The organism is Plantactinospora sp. DSM 117369, from assembly GCF_053764795.1.
Window position 1 is genome coordinate 2,811,967 of record NZ_CM132446.1, and the last position, 19,638, is coordinate 2,831,604.

The following is a 19,638-nucleotide window of genomic DNA, read 5'->3' on the forward strand; positions in this document are numbered from 1 at the left end:
GTCGGGTACGTCAGCACGTGACGATGCTTTCGAGCTCGCCCTGGAGGTTCTTCAGCCCTTCCGCGACGGGAACCTCACCGGCGAAGACGAGTTGCAGGTTCCGTAGGACGGTCGACTCGAACTCGCTGTACTTGGCGGGCGCGGGGTACGGCACCAGGGATTCGTATTTGTCGATGCTGTCGTAGTAGAGGTCAGAGTTCGCCGGAGGGACGCCGGTCTTGGCGATGGTCTGTGCGACCGAGCGGCGGGACGGGATCGAGTCGCCGGGCTTGTCGGGCGTGCCGACGTACGCCTTCTCGCTTTCGTCGCTGACGGTGAACTTCTGGAACTCCCAGGCGAGGTCCGGGTTCTTCGACGACTTGAGGATCGGGTAGCCGGCGCCGCCGAAGACCGTCTTGTAGGTGTCGCCCTTCGGGTAGAGCTGGATGTCGAAGGCCTTGAAGCCGGCCGGGACGAAGCTGGCGATCGGCCAGCGGCCGGCGCCGAACATCGCGACCTGCCCGTTCTGGAACCGGGTGAAGACGTCGCTCATCGGCATCGGGGCGGGCGCGATGCCCTCGGTGATCAGGCCCTGCAGGAAGGAGACGGCCTTGTTCACCTGGGGCGTGTCGACCGTGGCCCGGCAGACGTCGTCGCTGGTCAGGTTGCCGCCGGAGTTCGCCACCCACGGCATGATGCCCGGGAAGATCTCATTGCTGGCCCAGGTGAAGCCGTACTGGTCGGTCTTGCCGTCGCCGTTGGTGTCCTTGCTGAGCGCCTTGGCGGTGGCCTTGAAGTCGTCCCAGGTCCAGTCGGCCGCGGGAGGTTCGAGGCCGGCCTGCTTGAAGACGTCGGTGTTGTAGTAGACCACCATGTCGTTCCAGCCATAGCTCAGCGTGACGATGTCGCCGTCGACGGTGAAGCCCTTGATGAGGCCGGGTGCGATGTCGTCGACCAGCGCCTTCGCCTCGGGATCGGAGTCCAGGTACGAGTTGATCGGTAGGACGAGCTTGTTGGCGTGTACGAACTGGGCGCCCTCGCCCGAGATGGTCATCAGGTCCGGGCGGTTGCCCGAGGCGATCAGCGTGGCGAGGTTCGCGTAGTAGGAGCCCCAGTTCTCCCCGGCCACCGGGGTGAGAGTGATCTTCACGCCCGGGTGCTTGGCGACGAACCCGTCCGCCGCCGCCTTGTTGTTGGCCTCGGCGACCGGGCCGTAGTTCCAGTAAGCGATCTCGAGCGACTGGTTGTCGCCCGACGACGAGTCCGAGTCGCTGGAACAGCCCACCAGGGCCGTCCCGATCAGTGTCATCGTCGCGCCGAGCAGCGCGATCTTGCGGAACGGAATGTTCATGGAGCGGCGTACCTCTCCGTCGGCAGTGGTGGAGAAGAGTGAAGCGCATGAAATCGGTTTCGTCAAGAGGTCAGACTGGTGCCCAGAACATGGGGCTGATCAGTCAGTTCTGGCGTGGTACCGATTGCATAGAGGTGTCGAGCGAGGGGGTGGCGGGGGGCGCCACGACCTCCAACTCGCCGCGCAGCACGACCGTGCGAGGCGGCTGCGTGCTACCGCCGATGCGCTCCAGCAGCATGCTTGCGGCCGTCCGGCCGAGGTGCCGGGCCGGGAGGCGGACCTGGGCCACCGCGGCCGGGATGAACGGTGCGAAGGGCAGGTCACCGACGACGGCCACGCCGAACTCGTGCGTCGAGATGCCGGCGTCACCCAGCACCTGGAGCGCTCCCACGGCCATCAGGTTGTTCGTGGTCACCACGGCGTCCGGCCGGGGCTGCACGCCGAGCAGGGCCCGCATCGCGGCCCGGCCGCCGTCAACCCGGAAGTTCGCGTGCTGTAGATAGCCGTCCGGGACCTGCGGCGAGCGCGCGGCGACCACCTCCCGCCAGCCGAGCGAGCGCTCCTCGGTCGCCTCGATCCCGGCCGGTCCGGCGATACAGGCGACCCGTTGATAACCGATGTCGAAGAGGGCGGTGGTGGCCGCGATACCGGCGGCCCGGTTGTCGATCTTGACCCCGTCCACCGGGTACGGCGTCGTGCGGTCCACCGCGACCACCGGCCGCCCCAGCGACGCGATCGCACCGAGATCGACCTCGTCCGAGGCCGGCGCCAGGATGACTCCGGCCATGTGCTCGGAGGCCACGATCTGCAGATAGCGCAGTTCCTTCGCCGGATCGTCGTCCGTGTTGCAGAGCACGACCGAGAAGCCGGCCTCCTGGGCCCGATCCTCGACCCCGCGCGCCAACGCCGTGAAGAACGGATTCTCGATGTCGGGGATGAGCAGCGCCACAATCTCCGAACTTTGTTTACGCAGCCGCCGGGCCGTCTTGTTCGGCGTGAAGCTGAGCTTCGTCGCCGCGGCGCGTACCCGCCGTGTCTTCTCCTCCGAGACCGGGAGCCCGTTGAATACGCGGGAGACCGTCGCCGGAGACACCCCGGCGAGCGCAGCGACCTCGTAGATGGTGGCCATAGACCGCCACTCTAGGACCTGTCCTGCGGATCATGGCGGCTCGTCCCTTCACCCGCTCTTCGCCGCGACGTCGCGGTCATCGATGGATTCGTTCGTACGCCGTGGCCAGGGCTGACGTCCGGCTGGCGAGGCGGGCGCAGGCCCGGCGGCCGCCGTGGGACGTCAGCTATCGGGATCCGTCCGCGTGCCTACGCATCGGCCTGCGGCGATGAATTGCCCGACGGTACCGCCGAACAGGTGGTGAGGCAGATCGAGGTGGCCATCGCGACCGGCATAGCCTCGGTCGGGCCGGTGACGATCTGCCGGCCGTTACAGTTACCGCCGAGGGTGGAAGGGGCGGCTGTGGACTTCGGGGTACTGGGCCCGCTGGCGGTGTGGCGGGCGGGTGTACCGCTGGATCTGGGCACGCCGAAAGCGCAGGTGCTCCTGGCGGTGTTGCTGTGCCGGTCGGGCCGGCCGGTCGCCGGCGACGCCCTCGCAGAAGCGATCTGGGGCGAGGAGCAGCCGAAGAGCGCCGCCAAGAACGTGCAGACGTACGTCCACCGGCTCCGGCAGTGCCTAGGGGATCCGGGGCGGATCACCTGGGAGGGCTCTGGCTATCTGTTGCGTGCCGGGCGGCACGAGCTGGACGCGGCGCGTTTCGAGGATCTGGCGGTCATGGCCCGTACAGCGCTGGTGGCCGGGGAGCTTGAGCAGTCGCGCCGCCTCTTCGATGAGGCGCTGCGTTTCTGGCGGGGCCCCGCGTTCGCCGGGATCGCCGACGTCTCCGCGCTGGTCGCGGAGGCTGCCCGCCTGGACGAACTGCGGCTCTGCGTACTTGAGGAGCGGATCGAGGTCGACCTTCGGCTCGCCCGGCACGGCGAACTTCTCGGCGAGCTGACCGCGCTGACGAAGGAACACCCGTTCCGCGAGCGGATGTGGGCCCAGCTCATGCTCGCGCTGTATCGCTGTGGCAGGCGGGCGGACGCGCTGGGCGCCTATCACCAGGCCCGTGGCGTCCTGGTCGAGGAGACCGGGCTGGACCCTGGGCAGCAGTTGCGGAACCTGCACCAGGCCATCCTCGGCGAGGACCCCGCACTCGATCCGGCGGCCGCGACCGGCCTGCGGGTGTATCAGGAAGCCAACGGCGCCGAAGCTGCCAGGCCCCGGATGCTGCCGCCGGCGCTTGGCGACTTCACCGGGCAGCGGGTTGAGCTGGCGGAGATCGGTGCGGTGCTCCGCGAAGATCGCGCCTGCGATGAGCCGGCCGCGGTGGTGACGATTTCGGGCCCGGGTGGGACCGGCAAGACCGCGCTCGCGGTGCAGGCCGCGCATCGCCTCAGGGCCGTTTACGTCGACGGGCAGCTATTCGCGGCGCTCGCCGGCACGCGTGCCGAGCCGGTCGACCCGGCCATCGTGCTCGGCCGCTTCCTGCGTGCGCTGGGTGTTCCCGCTACCGCGGTGCCGGATGCTCTGGAGGAGCGTGCGGAGCGCTACCGGAGTCTGCTCGCGGAACGCCGGATCCTGGTGGTGCTCGACGACGCGCTCGACGAGGCGCAGTTGGCGCCCTTGATACCGGCGAGCGGGACGTGTGGGGTGATCGTCACCGGCCGGGTACGGTTGGGCGGCCTCGGTGGCGCGCGCCGGATCACGCTCGGCGAGATGTCCGAGACCGACAGCCTGGCCCTGCTGCGCAGCACGGACGACCGACTGGCCTCGGCGGGTCAACCGGAGCTGTCCGCCCTGGTACGGCTCTGCGCACGGCTGCCGCTCGCCCTGCGGATCGTCGGCTCGCTACTGGCGTCGCGACCGCATTGGCGCCCCCCGGACCTCGTGTCGCGGTTGGCCGACGAACAGCACCGGCTGGACGCACTCCGCTACCGCGATCTTGAAGTACGGGCCAGCTTCGGGCTGAGCTACGAAGGGCTCCGGCCCGAGGCGCGACGGCTGTTCCGGCTCCTCGGGCTCCTGGAGGCACCCGACTTCCCACTCTGGGCGGCGGCGGCCGTACTCGACACCGAACTGCGCGCCGCCCAGGACCTCCTCGACGAACTGGTCGACGTCCACCTGCTCGACGTCACCGGCACACCGAATGGCCAGGCGCGGTACGGCTTCCACGACCTGATCCGCGCGTACGCCAGGGAACGCGCGGAGGAAGAGGAGCCGACGGCGGCCCGGCACGCGGCCGTCGTTCGCGCCCTCAGCGCCCTCCTCGCCCTCACGGACATCGCCGATCGCGACCACATGGGCCAGAACATGTTCCAGCGGGACGCTCCGCGCTGGCGGCCAGAGCGGGTGGCGGCTAGCTTGCCGCGTTCCGCTCCGCCGATGTCGTCGCTGGACTCGGAGCGGGTCGCACTGGTAGCCGGCGTGCGGCAGGCTGCGGCGCTCGGCAGGGACGAGCTCTGCTGGGAGCTTGCCGTGGGCGCGCACGCGCTGTTCGAGACGGAGCGGTACTTCGACGACTGGCAGGAGTGCTACGAAACGGCGATGGCCCTGGCCAAGGCTGCGGGAAACCTGCGAGGCCAGGCCAGGCTACTGATCTCGATGGCCGGCCTGCGTTACACCCGGCGCCGGTACGGACCGGCAGAGGAGAGCAATACCGAGGCCATGCGCCTGTTCGAGCGGATCGGCGACCAGCGGGGCTACCTGGAGGCACTGAGCAACGCCCCGTTCTTCCTCGTGCCCAATGGACGTCTGACGGAGGCGATCGCGGCAGGCGGCGAGGCGTACGAACGGCTCAACGCCAGCGGGCAGGCAGCGGCGGCACTGCACGCGTACTCGCAGGTCGGCCTCGCCCACCTGCAGGCGGGGAGGCCTGACGTCGCGGTGGAGGTCCTCGCGAAGATCCTCGCCGGGGCGAGGGAACACGGTATCCGGAACTTGATCGCGCGGGACACGTACTGGCTCGGCCAGGCGCAGCTCGCACTCGGCCACCATGCCGAGGCGGAGGAAGCCTTCACCGAGCTGTCCGCCTGTGCCGGCGACATCGGGCCCTCCGGCGGGTTTTATGTGGCCCATGCCTGGGGCTGCCTCCACCTGGCCCGAGGGGAGTATGCCGATGCCCGCCAGCGACTCCTCGAAGGCGTGGAGGTCGCGCGAGCGCTCCATGACCCCATGTTCGAGACCCGTGTTCTCGTCGACCTGCTCGAAACCAGCCTGCACGGCAATGACCTTCCAGCCGCGATCAGCCAGGGAGAACACGCCGTCGAGGTGGCCCGCAGCATCAACTACCCGTACCTGCTCGCCGGTGTGCTGGACAAACTCGCCCGGCTGCACGCCGCCGCAGGCGACGCCGCCGCCGATCGTCTGGCCCGCGAGGCGGCCATCGTGGGCGCCAAGATCCGCTGATCCGTGCGGTTGAACGTCCGTATTAACCTTATATTCTCGGCGTATGCCAGTTATATACCGGCATACGTCACTCTGGGACCAGAGCGGCTTGCAGCACGGTTTGTTGCTGCCGCGTCGTCGGGTTGGACCTCCACGTCGGCTTGCTCGGCGACGCGCCTGGGGCCAATTCGCCACTGAGGTGTCTGGCTGTGTTGCCGGTCATTTCTCGAGCCAATCGAACGTTTGCGGCTGTCGTATCGGACAGCTCTGGTTACCAGTGAGGTAAAAGTGCACAAGGGACGTACCGTGATCGCGGCTGTTCTGGCCACCATCGGGCTCGGGCTCTCGGCCTGTGGCAGCGACGGGGAGGGGTCAGCGGCACAGGACCCGCCGCCGTCGGCCCCAGTCCCGTCCGGGCCGAGCAGCGCGAGCCCGACCGCCGGCGGTGGTGACGACAGTGCCGTTCCAGTCGAGGGTGACGTCACCGCGCCGGGCACAAAACTCAAGATCGGCGGCAGGGCTGTCCTGCCGTTCGAGTACACGAGCAAGAAGAAGGGCACCATCGCCGTGACCGTCACGGCGATCGAGAAGGGCGCCAAGGCCGACATGGCCGCCTTCGGCGAGAAGGCAAAGGGTATGACGCCCTACTTCATCAAGATGAAGGTGGAGAACGTCGGCGGCACCGACCTGTCGTACGCGTCGCTGAAGCTGGACGGTGTGCTGGACGGTGGCGCCGGCACTGGCGTCGTGCTGATCGGTTCGATCCCAGGCAAGTGCGACCGGGAGAGCGCGCCCAAGGAGTTCACCACCAAGGGTGCCTCGTACGAGACCTGCTCGCTCAGCGCCACGACCGGCACGCCCGTCACGGGGGCGAAGTTCGACGAAGGCGACGAGTACCGCGACGGCCCGGTCGTCTGGACCAACTGAAGCGGCACAGGGCAGTCGTCGGGCTTGGGACGGCACCGGCGCGGCGCTGCTCGACCGGCCGGACAGCGGCCGGCGCGGTGTCGCGTGCACCCGCACCCCGCCGCATCCGACACGCGGTCCCGGTCATAACGGGCCAACCGGTGCGGTGATCATGATGCGCGAGCACGAGCAGCCGGAGCTGTGGGCGCTGGTCCGCAGGCTCGCCGAGGTCGCGGACACCGCGCCACAGACGACATCCACCTGATCGCGGACGCGAACGCCGCCGCCATGGAGGAAACCCGACTGCTCGGGCTGATCTCCATGCGGCGGCACCTGTTCATCGGCGTCCCGCTGGTCGCCGAGATGAGCTCCGGCGGTGCCGCTGCTCGACGCGGCGCTGCTGGACGGGCTGGCGCCGGAAGCGCGCACCAAGCGGCGCGTGGACTGGCCGACGCTGGTCCGCATCGGCGGCATCGCCTCGCCGACCGAGAACACCCGACCAGATGCTGGCCACGGCGGCCCGGCCGTGCCGCTGTTCGCCCAGTTGGGCACCGACGCGTTTGGTAGGCCGTGGGAAGACTACGGCGACAACGCGATCGACGTCTTTGACAGCTTTCGAAGGCGTGCCTGCGCAGCCGCACGCACCGCCTGACTCCTACCACCGTGACCGTCGAGGTTCCAGCAGCCACGGCGATCCAGTCACGAGAAAGGACCGCCATGGGCAGGCTCCACCCCACGAACATGATCGGGTACAAGGTCCTCGGCAAGGGCGGCAAACTCGGGGGCGGTACGGGGCGGCCCAACGCCGTCTGGTGGATCGTCTTCGTGCTGTGCGTGCTCTTCTTCGTGGCGACGCTGCTCCCCGGGGGACTCACGTTGGTGTCCTGGCACACCGAGCGGGAACAGGTCGACGTTTCGGACGGGTTGCTCGGCGTGATCAACAATCCGTTCGTGTTCGCCTGGGTCGGGATGCTCCTGATGTGCGCGATGTGGATGCTGGAGTACACCCGGCGGGGATCGATCGGGGCGTCGAAACAACAGCGGGGCAAGAGGGCTCCCGCGGGGAGTTTCCAGTCGGAGATCCGTCTCCTGTCCACGCCGTTGCACCTGGCGTGGTTCATCGGGCTCTCGGCGCTGACCGTCGCGCTGCTCGGCCTTCCCTGGACCCTGGACTGGGACTTCGAGATCTTCTTCGTCTGGTTCCTGTGGGGCGCGATCATCGCGCCGGTGAACGGCGCCGTTCTCGGCTCGCTGGTCAAGAAGACCTCCTACGCCCGCTGGTACCGGCGGCAGGCGGCCAAGAACCCGAACGGTCGTGTCGGGCCCAAGGCGCAGCCGTTTTGGCGCTCGTTCTCCTACCGCTGGCGGCTCGACCTGTGGATCTGCGGGGCCGCGATGCTGATGATCGTGGCGGGCGCGCTCATCTGGTGGATCCTGGCGTACCTCCCGGCCGACGACTTCGGCGATGCCGACGACATCCAGGAGGCCACCGTCACCACGATCGTGCTGATGTCGATCGGCGTACCGGCGATGGCGTTCGGCCTCTGGACATGCACACAGTTCTGGCGCAGCGGCGAGGACATCAGGACGGGCGAGTCGGCTACCTGACCGGCGTCGGCCATGCCGGCGATCCGGCCGACCGTGTCCGGTGGTACTTGTTGATCACCACCGGAGTCGTCGGCGGCGCCGTACGGGTGTGTCGATGATGATGACCGGCACTCCTCCACGACCTCGCGGATCCAGTCCCCGGCCAGCGGGTCGCCCACGAACCTTGGATAGCTGGATACTTGCGGACATGGTGGTCGTCGATGTCGTCCTGGAAACCTACGACGTGCTGGAGTTCATCGCTTGGCCGATCGCCGAGCCCTCCAGCGACCGCCTTCTGGTGCTCTCTGGCCAGATGTCGTCGGCCGAAGTCGGAACGGCGATAGCAGTCATCTTCAGCTACAACCGAATCTCGGTCGACTCCATCCGCGACCTGACGGCGGATCTCTTGAACGAGCACCTGGCCGAGGCCGAGGCCCTGATCGCTCCGGGCGGGCTGTGTTTCCGCGACACCGCCACCAACGTCCAGGTCGTACCCGGTTGCTGTTTCGGCCTGGAGAACTGGCGCGACTGGTGGGACGTGGTCCGTGGACAAGACCTCTGGCTCGGGCACGACCCGACGCCCCAGCTCGAACACCATGATCAGGTCATCTGGCTCCGGCAGAGCGACCAGGACAGTTCCCCGCCCATCAAGATCTCCCGCAATGAACTGCCGAGCCTGCTCATCTCAGCCCAACAGCAGCTCAGCACCTTCCTCACGCTCGTACAGCAGTGGACCACCAACACCGCGCCCAGCCTGACCGACAGGCTCGTTGCGGCCCTCGATGAACACCTGAGAATCAACCAGTAACCCGCATCTTGCCCCTGGCATGACGGATCGGAGCCGTATCCGTCCCGAAACAGTTGCTGGTGGTGACCTGTTGTGCCTGAGTCCGTTTTTGGATCCTTGCAGCGGCTCGGGGTAGTAGGAGCGGGTGGCGGCCGTGCAGGCGGACACCGCGCTGCCTCCGGTGCGGCGAAGCGTCTCCGCCTGCGCGGCCACTGCCAACCCGAGCGGGTGTCCACGTCGGACAGCAGCCTCAGCAGGCGCGCGCCTGCCGGCGCGGCTCTGCCCGCCCGGACCGGCCCGCGATCCGGGCGAACGCCGAGTCGCACTCGGCCAACCAGCCCCCGGCGTCGACGCTGTCCCCGGCGGCCGGCAACGATCTTCGTTTGTCCTCACCAGCAACGCATGATCACGTGGCGGCCGTCCGCGTCCCGGCAACCACGTCGACGAGCCCACGCATCATCGGTCGTCTACATTGAACCCTCTTCACCCTGGACCGCGCGGCGCTTACGCACCGCGTCCGGCCTTGCGGTCCGTCGGACCGCAAGGTGAGCTCCCCCCGCTTTGACGGAGCGGTGGTTACCTGCTGCCGGCTGGTGCAGGGGTGGTGATAGCTGGCTGGGCCGGATGCTTCTGGCGGGTGTGCCATGCGGTCTCGTACTCGTCGGGGCTGAGGTAGCCCAGCTCGCGTTGGATGCGTCGGGTGTTGTACCAGCCGTCGATGTAGGCGAAGATCGCGTTTTCAGCCTCGTCTCGGGTCCGCCAGCTCGTGCGGTAGACGAGTTCGATCTTCAGCGTCGACCAGAAGTTCTCCATCAGGGCGTTGTCGTACGAGTCGCCGACAGAGCCCATCGAAGGCAGGATCCCGTTGTCCTGTAAGCGTTCGGCGAAGCGAAAGGACGTATAGTTCGACCCGCGGTCGCTGTGATGGATCAACTGGCCGTCTCGGACATCGCGGGACCAGATGCCGTACTCGAGGGCGGCGAGGATCAGGTCGGTGTCACAGCGGTCGGAGGTCTTCCAGCCGACGATCCGGCGGGAGAACACATCCCTCACGGCGGCCAGCCAGAACACGCCCTCGCCGCAGGGGATCCGGGTGGCGTCGGCAACCCAGAGCCGGTTCGGTCCGGCAGCGGTGAACTGCCGGTTGACCAGATCCGGTGCCGGCGTGTGCCGTGGGTCCTGCTTCGTGGAGCCGCCGCGCCAGCCTCGGCGCAGGAACGCACCCTGCCAGCCCTGGTCGGCCATCAACCGTTCGACCCGCTTGCGACCCACACGGATGCCGTCGCGGCGGAGTTGCCGGTGCACCCGGTCCGCCCCGTAGGTGTGCCCGGACGCGTCCCAGATCTCGTGGATGTTGGAGATCAGCCCCAGGTCGACCAGGTCGCGGTCGCAGGGCTGCTCGGCCTGCTGGACCCACGCGTAGTAGGTCGAGGCGCCGATGTTCAGGACCCGTAGCAGGAGCGCGACCGCGAACTGATCACGGTGTTCGTCGATGAACCTCATGACCGTCGCCGGGTCGGGTCGAGCTCCGCCGCGAAATACGCGCTCGCCGTTTTCAGGATCTCATTCGCCCGCCGCAGCTCGGCGACTTCCTTACGCAGCCGACGGTTCTCCTCGGCCATCTCGCTGGTAGGCCGGTCGTGACGCTCGTCGGCGTCGGCCTCGGCCTGACGGATCCAGTTCCGCAACGCCTCGTGATGCACGCCGAGCTGCTCGGCAAGGCGCCGGATCACCGGCTTCGGGTCCGACTCGCGGTACAAGCGCACAGCGCGCTGGCGTAGCTCGTCGGGGTATTTCTTCGGTGCTGCCACGGATGACTTCCTCCCCACGGCCATCAGACCATGATCAAGAAGCTCCATGAAAGCGGGGGTAGCTCAAGGGGAGGTTGAAAGAGGTTCATAACGATCCCGGCCCCAGTACTAGACTGCCGATCTGGCACGCAGCGGCGATGCCAGGACGGGGGCGGCGATGAGCGCCGAAGATCGGATCGAACGGGCCAAGACGCTCTATGAACAGGCGGTGTTCAGCGGCGACGCCAGCGTGCTGACCGACGCCGAACGGGCCCTGGACGCGGTGGAGGCCGATGCCGCGCTGGCCCGTGGGCGAATCCTGCATGCGCGGTTTCTCAACGAGCGCGCCAGTGCTGGCGCGTCTCCCGTCGAGGACTCGGCCGAACTCCCGTTGTTTCAGCGCGCGATCGAGTCGTACCAGGCGCTGGGCGACGTGCGCGGCGAGGCGGAGGCGTTGTTTTGGATCGGCTGCCTGCACCAGGTCATCCGGCGCGACAACGAGACCGCGGTTCCGAAACTGGAGCGGTCCTGCCAATTGGCGGCGCAGGTCGGCGACAAGCCAACCCAGTCCGAGGCGTTGCGGCACCTGGGCATCGCGGCACACATGGCCGGTCGGCTGGATGAAGCGCGCGATCGGCTGGAGGAGTCGTCCCGGCTGCGCCGAGAGGTCGGGGCCCTGCCAGGCGTGGCCGCCAACATGGTCGGGCTGGCCTACATCGCGGCCGCCCAGGACCGCCGCGCGGACGCGCTCGCCACACTCGACGAGGCGCACGCCATCGCTCAGGCGCACGGTGCCCATGCCATCGTGCGGCAGATCGAGCAGGCGAGATCGGAGATCTAGGCGCGCGATCACGCCAGGCGCGCAAGCTGCCAATGCCACGACCTGGACGACCACCTCTCCCGCTGGTTCGGTGAGCCCGCCAACTGATCTCGCCAGAGCACGAAATGAAATGCGAACACGCCTGTCTCGGGTCGAGATCATGGCGGGGACTGGTCAGCCGGTGTCCCGGCTTGACGTTCCCCACCGTCGGCTCACCCGCAGGCGAGGCGAACAGGAAGTCCGGCACGTGCCGGCATGCGGTCCCGTGCACCGTCGCGATCAGCCGGCACGGCTGCGCCCAAAGACCATCGACCTTCGGATCGAAGCCAGCCAACGGCAGCCGCGCCGCGTCCAGCCGGCTCTCGTCAGGATGACGGGCCGTCGGGCGCGAGGTCGGTGCCGAACCAGTTCAATCTGGACGGTGTTCCTAAACTGCGTGGCGTGGATGCCCCTCATCTGGCCATTGACTTCGGTACGTCCAACACGGTGGCAGTTGTCCGACTGGCCGGGCGTTGCACACCGCTGTTGTTCGACGGGTCACCGTTGCTGCCCTCGGCGGTGTACCTGCCGCCCGATGCGGACCTGCTGGTGGGCCGCGACGCCGAACGCTCGGCCGGTGTGGCGCCCGAACGTCTGGAGCCCAACCCGAAACGCCGGATCGATGATCGAACAGTGTGGCTCGGTGATCGGGAGCTGTCGGTCGTCGACGTTATCGCCGCGGTGCTGCGGCGGGTGGTGGACGAGGCCAGCCGAGTGGTTGGCCGTCCGGTTGCCGAAGCGGTTCTCACGCATCCGGCCGGTTGGGGCGGCCCGCGCCGGGTGGTGCTCACCGACGCGGCACGGCAGGCGGGGCTGGACCAGGTGCGGTTGGTGGCGGAGCCGGTCGCGGCTGCCTCGTACTTCGTGACCGAGCTTGGCAAGCGGGTGCCCGTCGGCCGCTGCGTCGTCGTCTACGACCTGGGCGCGGGCACCTTTGACGTGGCGGCGGTGCGGCGGACCGACGCCGGGTTTGAGGTGCTGGCCGCCCAGGGCCTGCCCGACGTGGGCGGGTTGGACCTGGACGCGGCCATCGTCGGCCACGTCCGGTCGCTGACTGCCGGCGACACGGATACCTGGGCCCGGTTGGACTGGCCCGATTCACCCGCCGACCGACGGGCCCGCCTGCTGCTGTGGCAGGACGTACGTTCCGCCAAGGAGCAACTCTCCCGGCATACCCGCGCCGAGCTGCACGTACCGCTTACCGACACGGCCGTGCACCTGACCCGCGACGAGTTCGAGACACTGGCCGGCCCGCTGCTCAACCGCACAGTCGAGGTCACGACCGCGACGTTGCGCGCCGCCGGAGTTGGCCGCGAGTCGATCGCCGGGATCTTCCTCGTCGGCGGCGCCAGTCGTATCCCGCTTGCCGCCAACCTGCTGCACCGCACGTTGCGTATCGCGCCCACCGTGCTCGACCAGCCCGAACTGGTCGTCGCCACCGGCGCCCACACCACCACCCCGACCGACCCGGCCGATGGCGAGGCGCCGGCCGGAACCGACGAAGCGTGGCCGGCCACTACCGAGTCTGCGGAGCCCGCTGCCGAACGCGGAGCGTCCGCCCACCGCGTGGAGCCCGCCGAACCGACGCCGGCCACGCCCACCCCGGCGCCCCCTGCGGCCGGCCGTCCGGAGCGCAGCCGCGCGATCTATGCGGTCGGGTGGCTGACGTTGCTGGCCGGCTGGTTCTACCACGGCGGATGGTTCGAGCAGCTGGACGGACGCATCCCCCCGCTGAGCACTCCGGTGATTGGTTTACTGCTGTGCATGGCGGCGGGTGTCCTGATGCTGTCCCGCCGATGGCAGTGGGCCGGTGTCGGGCTCATCGTCGGGTACGCCGCGATCGACGCGCTCACCATGCTCAACAGTCAATTCTGGTTAGACGACGGAAGGCTTGGCGAAGGGCTATGGGGCGGGTCGGCGTACCGGTGGCTGTACCGGGAGATGCCGTTGTCAACAATCATTGGCAAGGTCGCATTCTCGGGCGTCGGGGCTGCCGCCGCCGGCCTCATCGTCAGAAACGCCCGCACCACGCCCCCACGCCGACCCGCCTGGACCCCGCTCACCGCGTCACTCGTCACCGCCAGCATGGCCACAGCGGTGGCGTTCGCGTTCGTTGCCTATGACGGGTGGCCGCAGGCGGTTTTCTTCCCCAGCTACTTCTTTCCAGGTCCAGCGATCGCGCTGGGCGCCGGCATCATCACCGCCATCGCGCTCGTTGTCCGACCCGCCACCCTCGGCATCGGCCTGATCGGCAGTTGGACCACGCTCGCCTCCGCTTTCCTGATCTACTTCGTCGACACTGCGTCGACGGGCGGGCGGTACCGGCCCCTCGAGCATCCCGTGAATCTGGTGATCTTCGCGATCGTGACGGTGGCGCTCGTGATCCTGTTGATCACATACACCGTCCGAACCCAACGACCGTCCCGATGGAGGGCTGACCGGAGTACACCACGAACCCATCAGTGAACCTTTTCAACCTGCCCTTGCGGTCGGACGAACCGCAAGGTCGGACGCGGTGCGTGAGCGCCGCGCGGTTCAGTGGAAAAGGTTCACTCATGATCCATGAGTCAGGAACGCGGTCCCACCGAGCATGATCAAAGCACCACCTCCGGCAAGGCCCTACGACAACCCCACCCACAGCAAGGAGACCAGTCGGACCGGCAACTACCATTTCATGACGATCAGCAACGACGAACCGTAGAAGTTCCACCGAACCCAAGCTTGTTGAGCCTGCAACTTGACACTCCCGACGAAGGGTGGACCTGTGGCCGACTACGACATTCGCCTGACGCTCAAGCGGGAGAAGGCCGAGAGCAGTGTGGTGAGCACAGCGATGTCGAACCGGTGGATGATGCACACGATGGGGATCCGGAACGCCGACGTCTTCATCAACGGATGGTCGACCCCCCAAGGTGTCGACGTCCGCTACGTCGAGGACCCCTTGACCGGGATCGCGTTCGTGACCCTCCGCGGCGCACGGTCTCACGAAGTCGCCGAACTGCTCCGGCGAAGGTGCGAGCTGTGGGACTTCACCGAAGCCCTCGGAACCCTGCGGCAGCTCAAACCAGGCAACAAGTCCCGAGACTCCCGGCTCACGGCCGCCTACGCAGCGGCATACACCGCCCCCGACGAACCGGTGCCAGCCATGGTGGAAATGTTCGGCACCCTCGCCGCTGATCGCGACCCTGGCATCCGCCAAGCCGTGATCGTGGCCACGGGCTACAAGCCCTGGCCGGCTCTGGTAAGACTCGTGGAGCATCTTGCAAAGCAAGATCCCATTGACCATGTGCGCCACAATGCGACTGTCCTGCTTGAGGGTCTACGATCTCAGCAGAACTAGCCGTTCAACCGGCTTGACCTGTGGGTACCGGGCGGCAGCATCCGCACACCGCTCAAACGCCACCGCTACCGCCCACGAGTCCACCACAGCCCGGCAAGTCCGGTGCTGTCTACCCGCACGCGTACTGGCGACGACCCGGTCGCATGTCTCTGGGCGTACGACGTGGTTGCGGGGAGCTTGCGGCTGCTGTTGGACCCACGCGAGCTGGCCCTCGACGACGGGGACCTGCCTGCGGCTGAGCGCCGCCGCCGCGAGCGTGCCCGCGAGTCGGGCGGCGGGGGCATTGAGTACGCCTGCGATGCTGGCCAGTCGATCGTCGCGGTGACGCTCGGCGGCGAACTGGTGGTGCTCGCCCCGGCTACCGGCGCTACCCGGATCCTTCCGTCCGTGGGCGGTGTGCTCGACTCGCTGCTTCGGTACGCTCCTGAACTGCGGCGGCCGCTGCTGCTGATCCACGGCCTGCTGCACGACGACGTCCACCCGGCACACATGCAGCGGTTCTCCGCGAAGATACTGGCCGCCGGTCGGCCGCACAACGTGCTGCCACTACCCTCCGGCACTCACATGATCAGCGCAAAGGTCGCCGCGCGCCTCCTGGAGGCCGAAGTGGACTTCCTCCGTACAGCGTTGGGCGCTGACGCGACTGCGGCGGACGGCTCGTCGAGACCGGGTGGTCTCCCACGTGAACCGGTGTCCGAGGGGAGACGAGCAGGTACAGTCGCTGGTCGGGCCAGCGGCGGCGCAACGTCTTCGGTAAGGCGAGGAACCCCGCGCAGCGGTCGCGGATGCGCCGGTTGCTGATAACATCCGTCGATGCTTTGGACAGCCCGGCGCCGCGGCACCCCATCGACCGCGAATCAGCGCCGGGCGCGGTTCGAGGAAATCGACGCCGAACTGGCCGGACGGCCGAGCCCGGCGCACAACGAGGCCGGCGCCGTGGGCTGGGGCAGCTCCTGGCGGATGCACAGCTACCTGGTGATGGCCGAGGCCACCGGCGACCCCGAGTACGTCCACCGGCTCGCCCGGACCGTCGACCTCGTGCTGGGCGTCCGGGACTCGGTCCGGGGTGTCCCGGACTTCCGTGGGCGTGTCCTGCCGGTCTGGGGATCGTCGGGCAGGTACACCGTGGCCACCGCCACCGTGCCGGATCTGCGGGGCGTTCCCGCGCTGGAGGTGCGGATCTGCCCGCCGCACGCGTTCCGGGCCACCGTCATCGTCACGCCGGACGTCGAGGGCACCTTCACCCTCACCGTACGCCGGGCTGAGCCGGGCCGCCCGGAGACCGTACTGACCGGGCTCGACCTGGACCCCGCCGGTGCGCGACGCGCCGACCGGATCGCCTACCAGCAGTACACCTGGCAGGATGGCACGACGGTGCGGCTGCTGCCCGGACCGGAACCGGCCGGTGCCGCCGACCCGGCCCGCCGACCCCGCCCCGGCAGCTATCGCGTCCAGCCGGCCCGGGTGGGGCTGGCGGCGCAGACCGGGATGATCACCTTCCCGATGGCCGGGCTCGCCCGGCTGGCCCGCGAACGGCCGGACCTCGTGCCGGCCGGGATCGCCGCCCGGGCCGACGATTACCTGGCCGCCGTGCACGAGGCGCTCGCCGTGCACGACGAGCAGTGGCGGCTCTCCGCCGAGGGTGAGGGCTACTACACCTGGCTGCCGGACGAGCCCATGTCGTTCGCCGGGGCCGAGCTGCCCACCAACGAGTTCCTCGCGGTCGGCCGCGCGCTGATCCAGTTCGCGGCCGTGACCGGGGACCGGGGGTACGTCGACCGGGCCGCCGCCCTGGCCCGGACGCTGCGCCGGCAACTGCGGTCCGAGGGTGGCGCCTTCAGTTGGCCGTACTGGCCGTCGTTCGGGCACGTCCACCGGGGCTGGCAGCCGACTGGGGATCCGGAGACCGACGTGTCGCGCTACCGGCCCGGGTACCGGGCGGTGCCCCGGCCGGAGGACGTCACCCACGCGCTCATCGACATCGACTTCGCCCGCCTCTACCACGCGACCCCGGCGCTGCCCCGAGTGTTCACCGACGACGACATGCGGCTGTTGGCCGGCACTTTCGTCCGGAACGTCTACCGGCGGCGCTGGGGCCGCCCGGAGCTCCGCCGGGATGTCAGCGGCATTGGCCCGACCGGCGACGTCCGGCATCAGTCGCACGTCGGGGGCTGGATCTTCCTCCGGCAGTGGGCCGACCCGGTGGCCGACGTGGTGGCCGAGGTGGAGCGCCTGCGTACCCCGGTCGCCCCGCAGGACGTGAACGCCTACTGCGCCGCCCTGCTGGCCCGCTGGGGTTGAATCCCACCGGCCGGTGGACCGGTTCCGCGTACGGCCGGCCGGGCACCTCGGTCGGATTGTTCGTCCGGGCAGGTAGGGCCGCGCCGCTGGACCGGCCCGCCGGAGTGGCGAGCCGGCAAAGGTAGAGCCGCGCCTTCCCCGGTTGGTCGGCGCCCGGCAGAGGCAGCGCAGGGGACCGTCCGGTCGAGCCGGGCGTGGGAGATCCCGGCGAAGCTCGGGGTCAGACTGCCGGATTCGGCCATCGCGTCGACGGGGGGCGGGCAGCCGAGATCGATGCCCATCGCGGCGGCGAGTAGGTGGAGGATCTCGAAGCCGGTCTTCGCCTGTCATCAGCCTGACGCGTTCCCAGCCGCGGCTACTCGGGAAGCAGCAGTGGAACGTCGTAGACCGATAGGTCGCCTGGAGGTATGAGAAGCAGTACGCGCCGCTGGTCGCCTCGGCTCGGGCCTGGACCGGCCCACAGCGTGGAGCCCCGCGCCGCCGTGATTGTCAGATGTGACAGTCGCGGCGGTGCCGGGACGGGCGGGACTTGTCACCGATGACGAAGACAGCTACGTCCATGCCTGGCAACCTTTGCGCGGCGGGCGACCTCCGTCCGCCGGGCATCGGAGAGGAGGTGTCGCCATGCGTGCGAAGCTGGTGCGGGCAGTCGTGGCGGGCGCCGTTGCGGTCGCCGTCGGCGTCGCCGGGGCGGCCCGGCCGGCGGCCGCGGAGACCCCGCGGACGACCGGCGGCGACGTGAGCATCATGGCCTTCGACTGGGTCGGCGCGATCATCGCGGTGGCCGGGGCGGCGCTGAACAGCGGGGGCGGTTCCGGCGACCTGGATGCGGCGGTCCGGCAGATCATCGCCGCGGTCGAGGCGTCCGAGCAGGAGATCCTCAACCACATCGACGGGCTCGCCAGCGCCGAGGTCAAGGCGTGCGCCCGTACCCACACCATCGAGTTCAGCGACATCGACAACATGAGTCCCACCGTGCGGCAGCTGTGGGCGCAGAACGCCACCAGTTGCGCCGCGTTGGCCACTGCGTACCTGGAGGCGGTGCAGAGCCGGCCGGCCGCCGACGCCATCGGTCTCGCGATCGCCGAGATCTACGCGATCGCGATCGGCGCCCGGGCCCGGGCGAATCTGGTCAACGGCATCGATCTGCTGGTGCGCGACCAGATCCGCAGCTACGAGACGCTGGTCGTCAAGCTGGTCCCGTCGTGTTCGCACCGCTGGGAGTTCGACGACAACCCGCGCCACATCTACCCCGTCTATATCACCTGCGAGGCCTACCCCGGCAAGGTCGGCACCGACATGCGGCTGATCGGCTACCTGCCCGGCCGGCCCGAGCCGCGCGTTCCCTACGAGCGGGCGATCGCCAACACCGATGCCCTGACCAGCCGGGGCGTGGCCATCGCGGCCCTGCCACGGTTGCGCACCCTGCCGGTCTGACCGCCTCTGTGACAGATGCGCTCTTCGGAGCGCATCTGTTGCGGTCGATTGCCCGTCGCGTCGTCGGACTGAGTGGTCAGGCCGGCGCCACCGGACCCTTGACGCACTCGATGACGACGCAGAGCGGTTCGGCGAGGTAGTCGTGCCACTGCTCCGGATCGGGTCCCTGGGCCGCCTCCGGCGAGAGCTCCGGCATGATCCAGCGGATCACCGCGAAGCCGGCCGCCCGCAGCGCGTCGTCGAGGGTTGCCCGGGTCCAGTAGTAGGCGGTCACCTCGGGGCTGCGGAAACCGGGGACGGAGATGCGGAACGGGACGGTGTCCCCGTCTGCCAGCGGCGCGTCCGGGTCGAGGAAGATCTCCGAGCCGTACGGCAGGTAGTAGTCCGGCCGGCGGGAGAAGGCCGGGTTGAGCTGGTACGTGACGAGGCGGCCGCCCGGACGCAGGCTGGCCGCGATGTTGCGGCACATGGCCCGCAGGTGCTCCTCCGTCGTGCCGTAGTGCAGGAGGTAGGAGCCGATGGCACCGTCGAAGCTGCCGAGTACCGGCATGTCGCCGACGTCGTGCTGGACGTACTCGATGCCCAGCGGGTCGGCCTCCTCGGCGGCCCGGGCGACGCGGAGCATCTCCCCGGAGATGTCGACACCGACCACCCGGGTGGCGCCTCGCCGGCGCAGGGCCCGGGCGTAGGGGCCGCTGCCGCAGGCAACGTCCAGCCACGCCTGGTCCCGTACCTCACCGACCCGCTTGAGCAGAGAGTACGCCTCGATGTGGGTACGAAACGGGAAGAGCGTGAACGCCTGGTCGTACTGGTCCGCGAACGTGTCGTACTCGGCCACTCGTCCTCCCGGTCCGTTTCGACCC

16 protein-coding genes are annotated in these 19,638 nt (G+C 68.9%); 11 read left to right on the top strand and 5 right to left on the bottom strand.

Features of this window, described 5'->3' with window-relative positions; all coding sequences use genetic code 11:
• Positions 1-10: 10 nt before the first annotated feature.
• On the bottom strand, positions 11-1,330 hold the full coding sequence (locus tag ACSMXO_RS12630) for an ABC transporter substrate-binding protein (protein ID WP_455417862.1): 1,320 nt from the start codon (positions 1,328-1,330) through the stop codon (positions 11-13).
• 103 nt (positions 1,331-1,433) lie between these two features.
• A complete protein-coding gene (locus ACSMXO_RS12635; RefSeq protein ID WP_455417863.1) occupies positions 1,434-2,459 on the bottom strand; it encodes a LacI family DNA-binding transcriptional regulator in 1,026 nt (341 codons plus the stop codon).
• A gap of 342 nt (positions 2,460-2,801) precedes the next feature.
• Between ACSMXO_RS12635 and ACSMXO_RS12640 the strand changes: the two genes are divergently transcribed.
• The 5 genes from ACSMXO_RS12640 (at position 2,802) to ACSMXO_RS12660 (ending at position 9,069) form a co-directional block, all read left to right on the top strand.
• Complete coding sequence (locus tag ACSMXO_RS12640; protein ID WP_455417864.1) at positions 2,802-5,789, top strand: BTAD domain-containing putative transcriptional regulator; 2,988 nt, start codon at positions 2,802-2,804, stop codon at positions 5,787-5,789.
• 222 nt (positions 5,790-6,011) lie between these two features.
• On the top strand, positions 6,012-6,695 hold the full coding sequence (locus ACSMXO_RS12645) for a hypothetical protein (protein WP_455417865.1): 684 nt from the start codon (positions 6,012-6,014) through the stop codon (positions 6,693-6,695).
• A gap of 355 nt (positions 6,696-7,050) precedes the next feature.
• Complete coding sequence (locus tag ACSMXO_RS12650; protein WP_455417866.1) at positions 7,051-7,326, top strand: hypothetical protein; 276 nt, start codon at positions 7,051-7,053, stop codon at positions 7,324-7,326.
• Positions 7,327-7,391: 65 nt separating this feature from the next.
• The gene (locus ACSMXO_RS12655) at positions 7,392-8,282 is read left to right on the top strand and encodes a hypothetical protein (RefSeq protein ID WP_455417867.1); all 891 of its coding nucleotides are present in this window, start codon (positions 7,392-7,394) and stop codon (positions 8,280-8,282) included.
• A gap of 187 nt (positions 8,283-8,469) precedes the next feature.
• Positions 8,470-9,069, top strand: a complete 600-nt coding sequence (locus tag ACSMXO_RS12660) for a hypothetical protein (protein WP_455417868.1) — start codon at positions 8,470-8,472, stop codon at positions 9,067-9,069.
• Between the two features lie 555 nt (positions 9,070-9,624).
• On the opposite strand, the gene ACSMXO_RS12665 is transcribed toward ACSMXO_RS12660, so the two are convergent.
• Both ACSMXO_RS12665 and ACSMXO_RS12670 read right to left on the bottom strand, forming a co-directional pair.
• Positions 9,625-10,551, bottom strand: a complete 927-nt coding sequence (locus ACSMXO_RS12665) for an IS3 family transposase (RefSeq protein ID WP_455413968.1) — start codon at positions 10,549-10,551, stop codon at positions 9,625-9,627.
• Entirely contained in the window at positions 10,548-10,907 is a 360-nt protein-coding gene (locus ACSMXO_RS12670; RefSeq protein ID WP_455413967.1) for a transposase, read from the bottom strand. The genes ACSMXO_RS12665 and ACSMXO_RS12670 overlap by 4 nt, the downstream gene beginning before the upstream one ends.
• Before the next feature lie 109 nt (positions 10,908-11,016).
• On the opposite strand from ACSMXO_RS12670, the gene ACSMXO_RS12675 reads away from it, so the two are divergent.
• The 6 genes from ACSMXO_RS12675 (at position 11,017) to ACSMXO_RS12700 (ending at position 18,775) form a co-directional block, all read left to right on the top strand.
• A complete protein-coding gene (locus tag ACSMXO_RS12675; protein ID WP_455417869.1) occupies positions 11,017-11,679 on the top strand; it encodes a tetratricopeptide repeat protein in 663 nt (220 codons plus the stop codon).
• A 420-nt stretch (positions 11,680-12,099) separates the two neighbouring features.
• A complete protein-coding gene (locus ACSMXO_RS12680; protein WP_455417870.1) occupies positions 12,100-14,163 on the top strand; it encodes an Hsp70 family protein in 2,064 nt (687 codons plus the stop codon).
• Between the two features lie 298 nt (positions 14,164-14,461).
• Entirely contained in the window at positions 14,462-15,037 is a 576-nt protein-coding gene (locus tag ACSMXO_RS12685; RefSeq protein WP_346261938.1) for a hypothetical protein, read from the top strand.
• Between the two features lie 177 nt (positions 15,038-15,214).
• Positions 15,215-15,838, top strand: a complete 624-nt coding sequence (locus tag ACSMXO_RS12690; RefSeq protein WP_455417871.1) for an alpha/beta hydrolase family protein — start codon at positions 15,215-15,217, stop codon at positions 15,836-15,838.
• A 12-nt stretch (positions 15,839-15,850) separates the two neighbouring features.
• The gene (locus tag ACSMXO_RS12695) at positions 15,851-17,338 is read left to right on the top strand and encodes a hypothetical protein (protein WP_455417872.1); all 1,488 of its coding nucleotides are present in this window, start codon (positions 15,851-15,853) and stop codon (positions 17,336-17,338) included.
• A gap of 624 nt (positions 17,339-17,962) precedes the next feature.
• Positions 17,963-18,775: a hypothetical protein gene (locus ACSMXO_RS12700; protein WP_318399600.1), complete on the top strand. Its 813-nt coding sequence runs from the start codon at positions 17,963-17,965 to the stop codon at positions 18,773-18,775.
• A 76-nt stretch (positions 18,776-18,851) separates the two neighbouring features.
• On the opposite strand, the gene ACSMXO_RS12705 is transcribed toward ACSMXO_RS12700, so the two are convergent.
• Positions 18,852-19,613, bottom strand: a complete 762-nt coding sequence (locus tag ACSMXO_RS12705; protein WP_346261942.1) for a class I SAM-dependent methyltransferase — start codon at positions 19,611-19,613, stop codon at positions 18,852-18,854.
• Between the last annotated feature and the right edge of the window lie 25 nt (positions 19,614-19,638).

Coding starts and splice junctions, on each gene's coding strand:
- ACSMXO_RS12630 (WP_455417862.1), bottom strand. CDS start 1,330: ATGAACATTCCGTTCCGCAAGATCGCGCTGCTCGGCGCGACGATGACA.
- ACSMXO_RS12635 (WP_455417863.1), bottom strand. CDS start 2,459: ATGGCCACCATCTACGAGGTCGCTGCGCTCGCCGGGGTGTCTCCGGCG.
- ACSMXO_RS12655 (WP_455417867.1), top strand. CDS start 7,392: ATGGGCAGGCTCCACCCCACGAACATGATCGGGTACAAGGTCCTCGGC.
- ACSMXO_RS12660 (WP_455417868.1), top strand. CDS start 8,470: ATGGTGGTCGTCGATGTCGTCCTGGAAACCTACGACGTGCTGGAGTTC.
- ACSMXO_RS12665 (WP_455413968.1), bottom strand. CDS start 10,551: ATGAGGTTCATCGACGAACACCGTGATCAGTTCGCGGTCGCGCTCCTG.
- ACSMXO_RS12670 (WP_455413967.1), bottom strand. CDS start 10,907: ATGGAGCTTCTTGATCATGGTCTGATGGCCGTGGGGAGGAAGTCATCC.
- ACSMXO_RS12675 (WP_455417869.1), top strand. CDS start 11,017: ATGAGCGCCGAAGATCGGATCGAACGGGCCAAGACGCTCTATGAACAG.
- ACSMXO_RS12695 (WP_455417872.1), top strand. CDS start 15,851: ATGCTTTGGACAGCCCGGCGCCGCGGCACCCCATCGACCGCGAATCAG.
- ACSMXO_RS12700 (WP_318399600.1), top strand. CDS start 17,963: ATGCGTGCGAAGCTGGTGCGGGCAGTCGTGGCGGGCGCCGTTGCGGTC.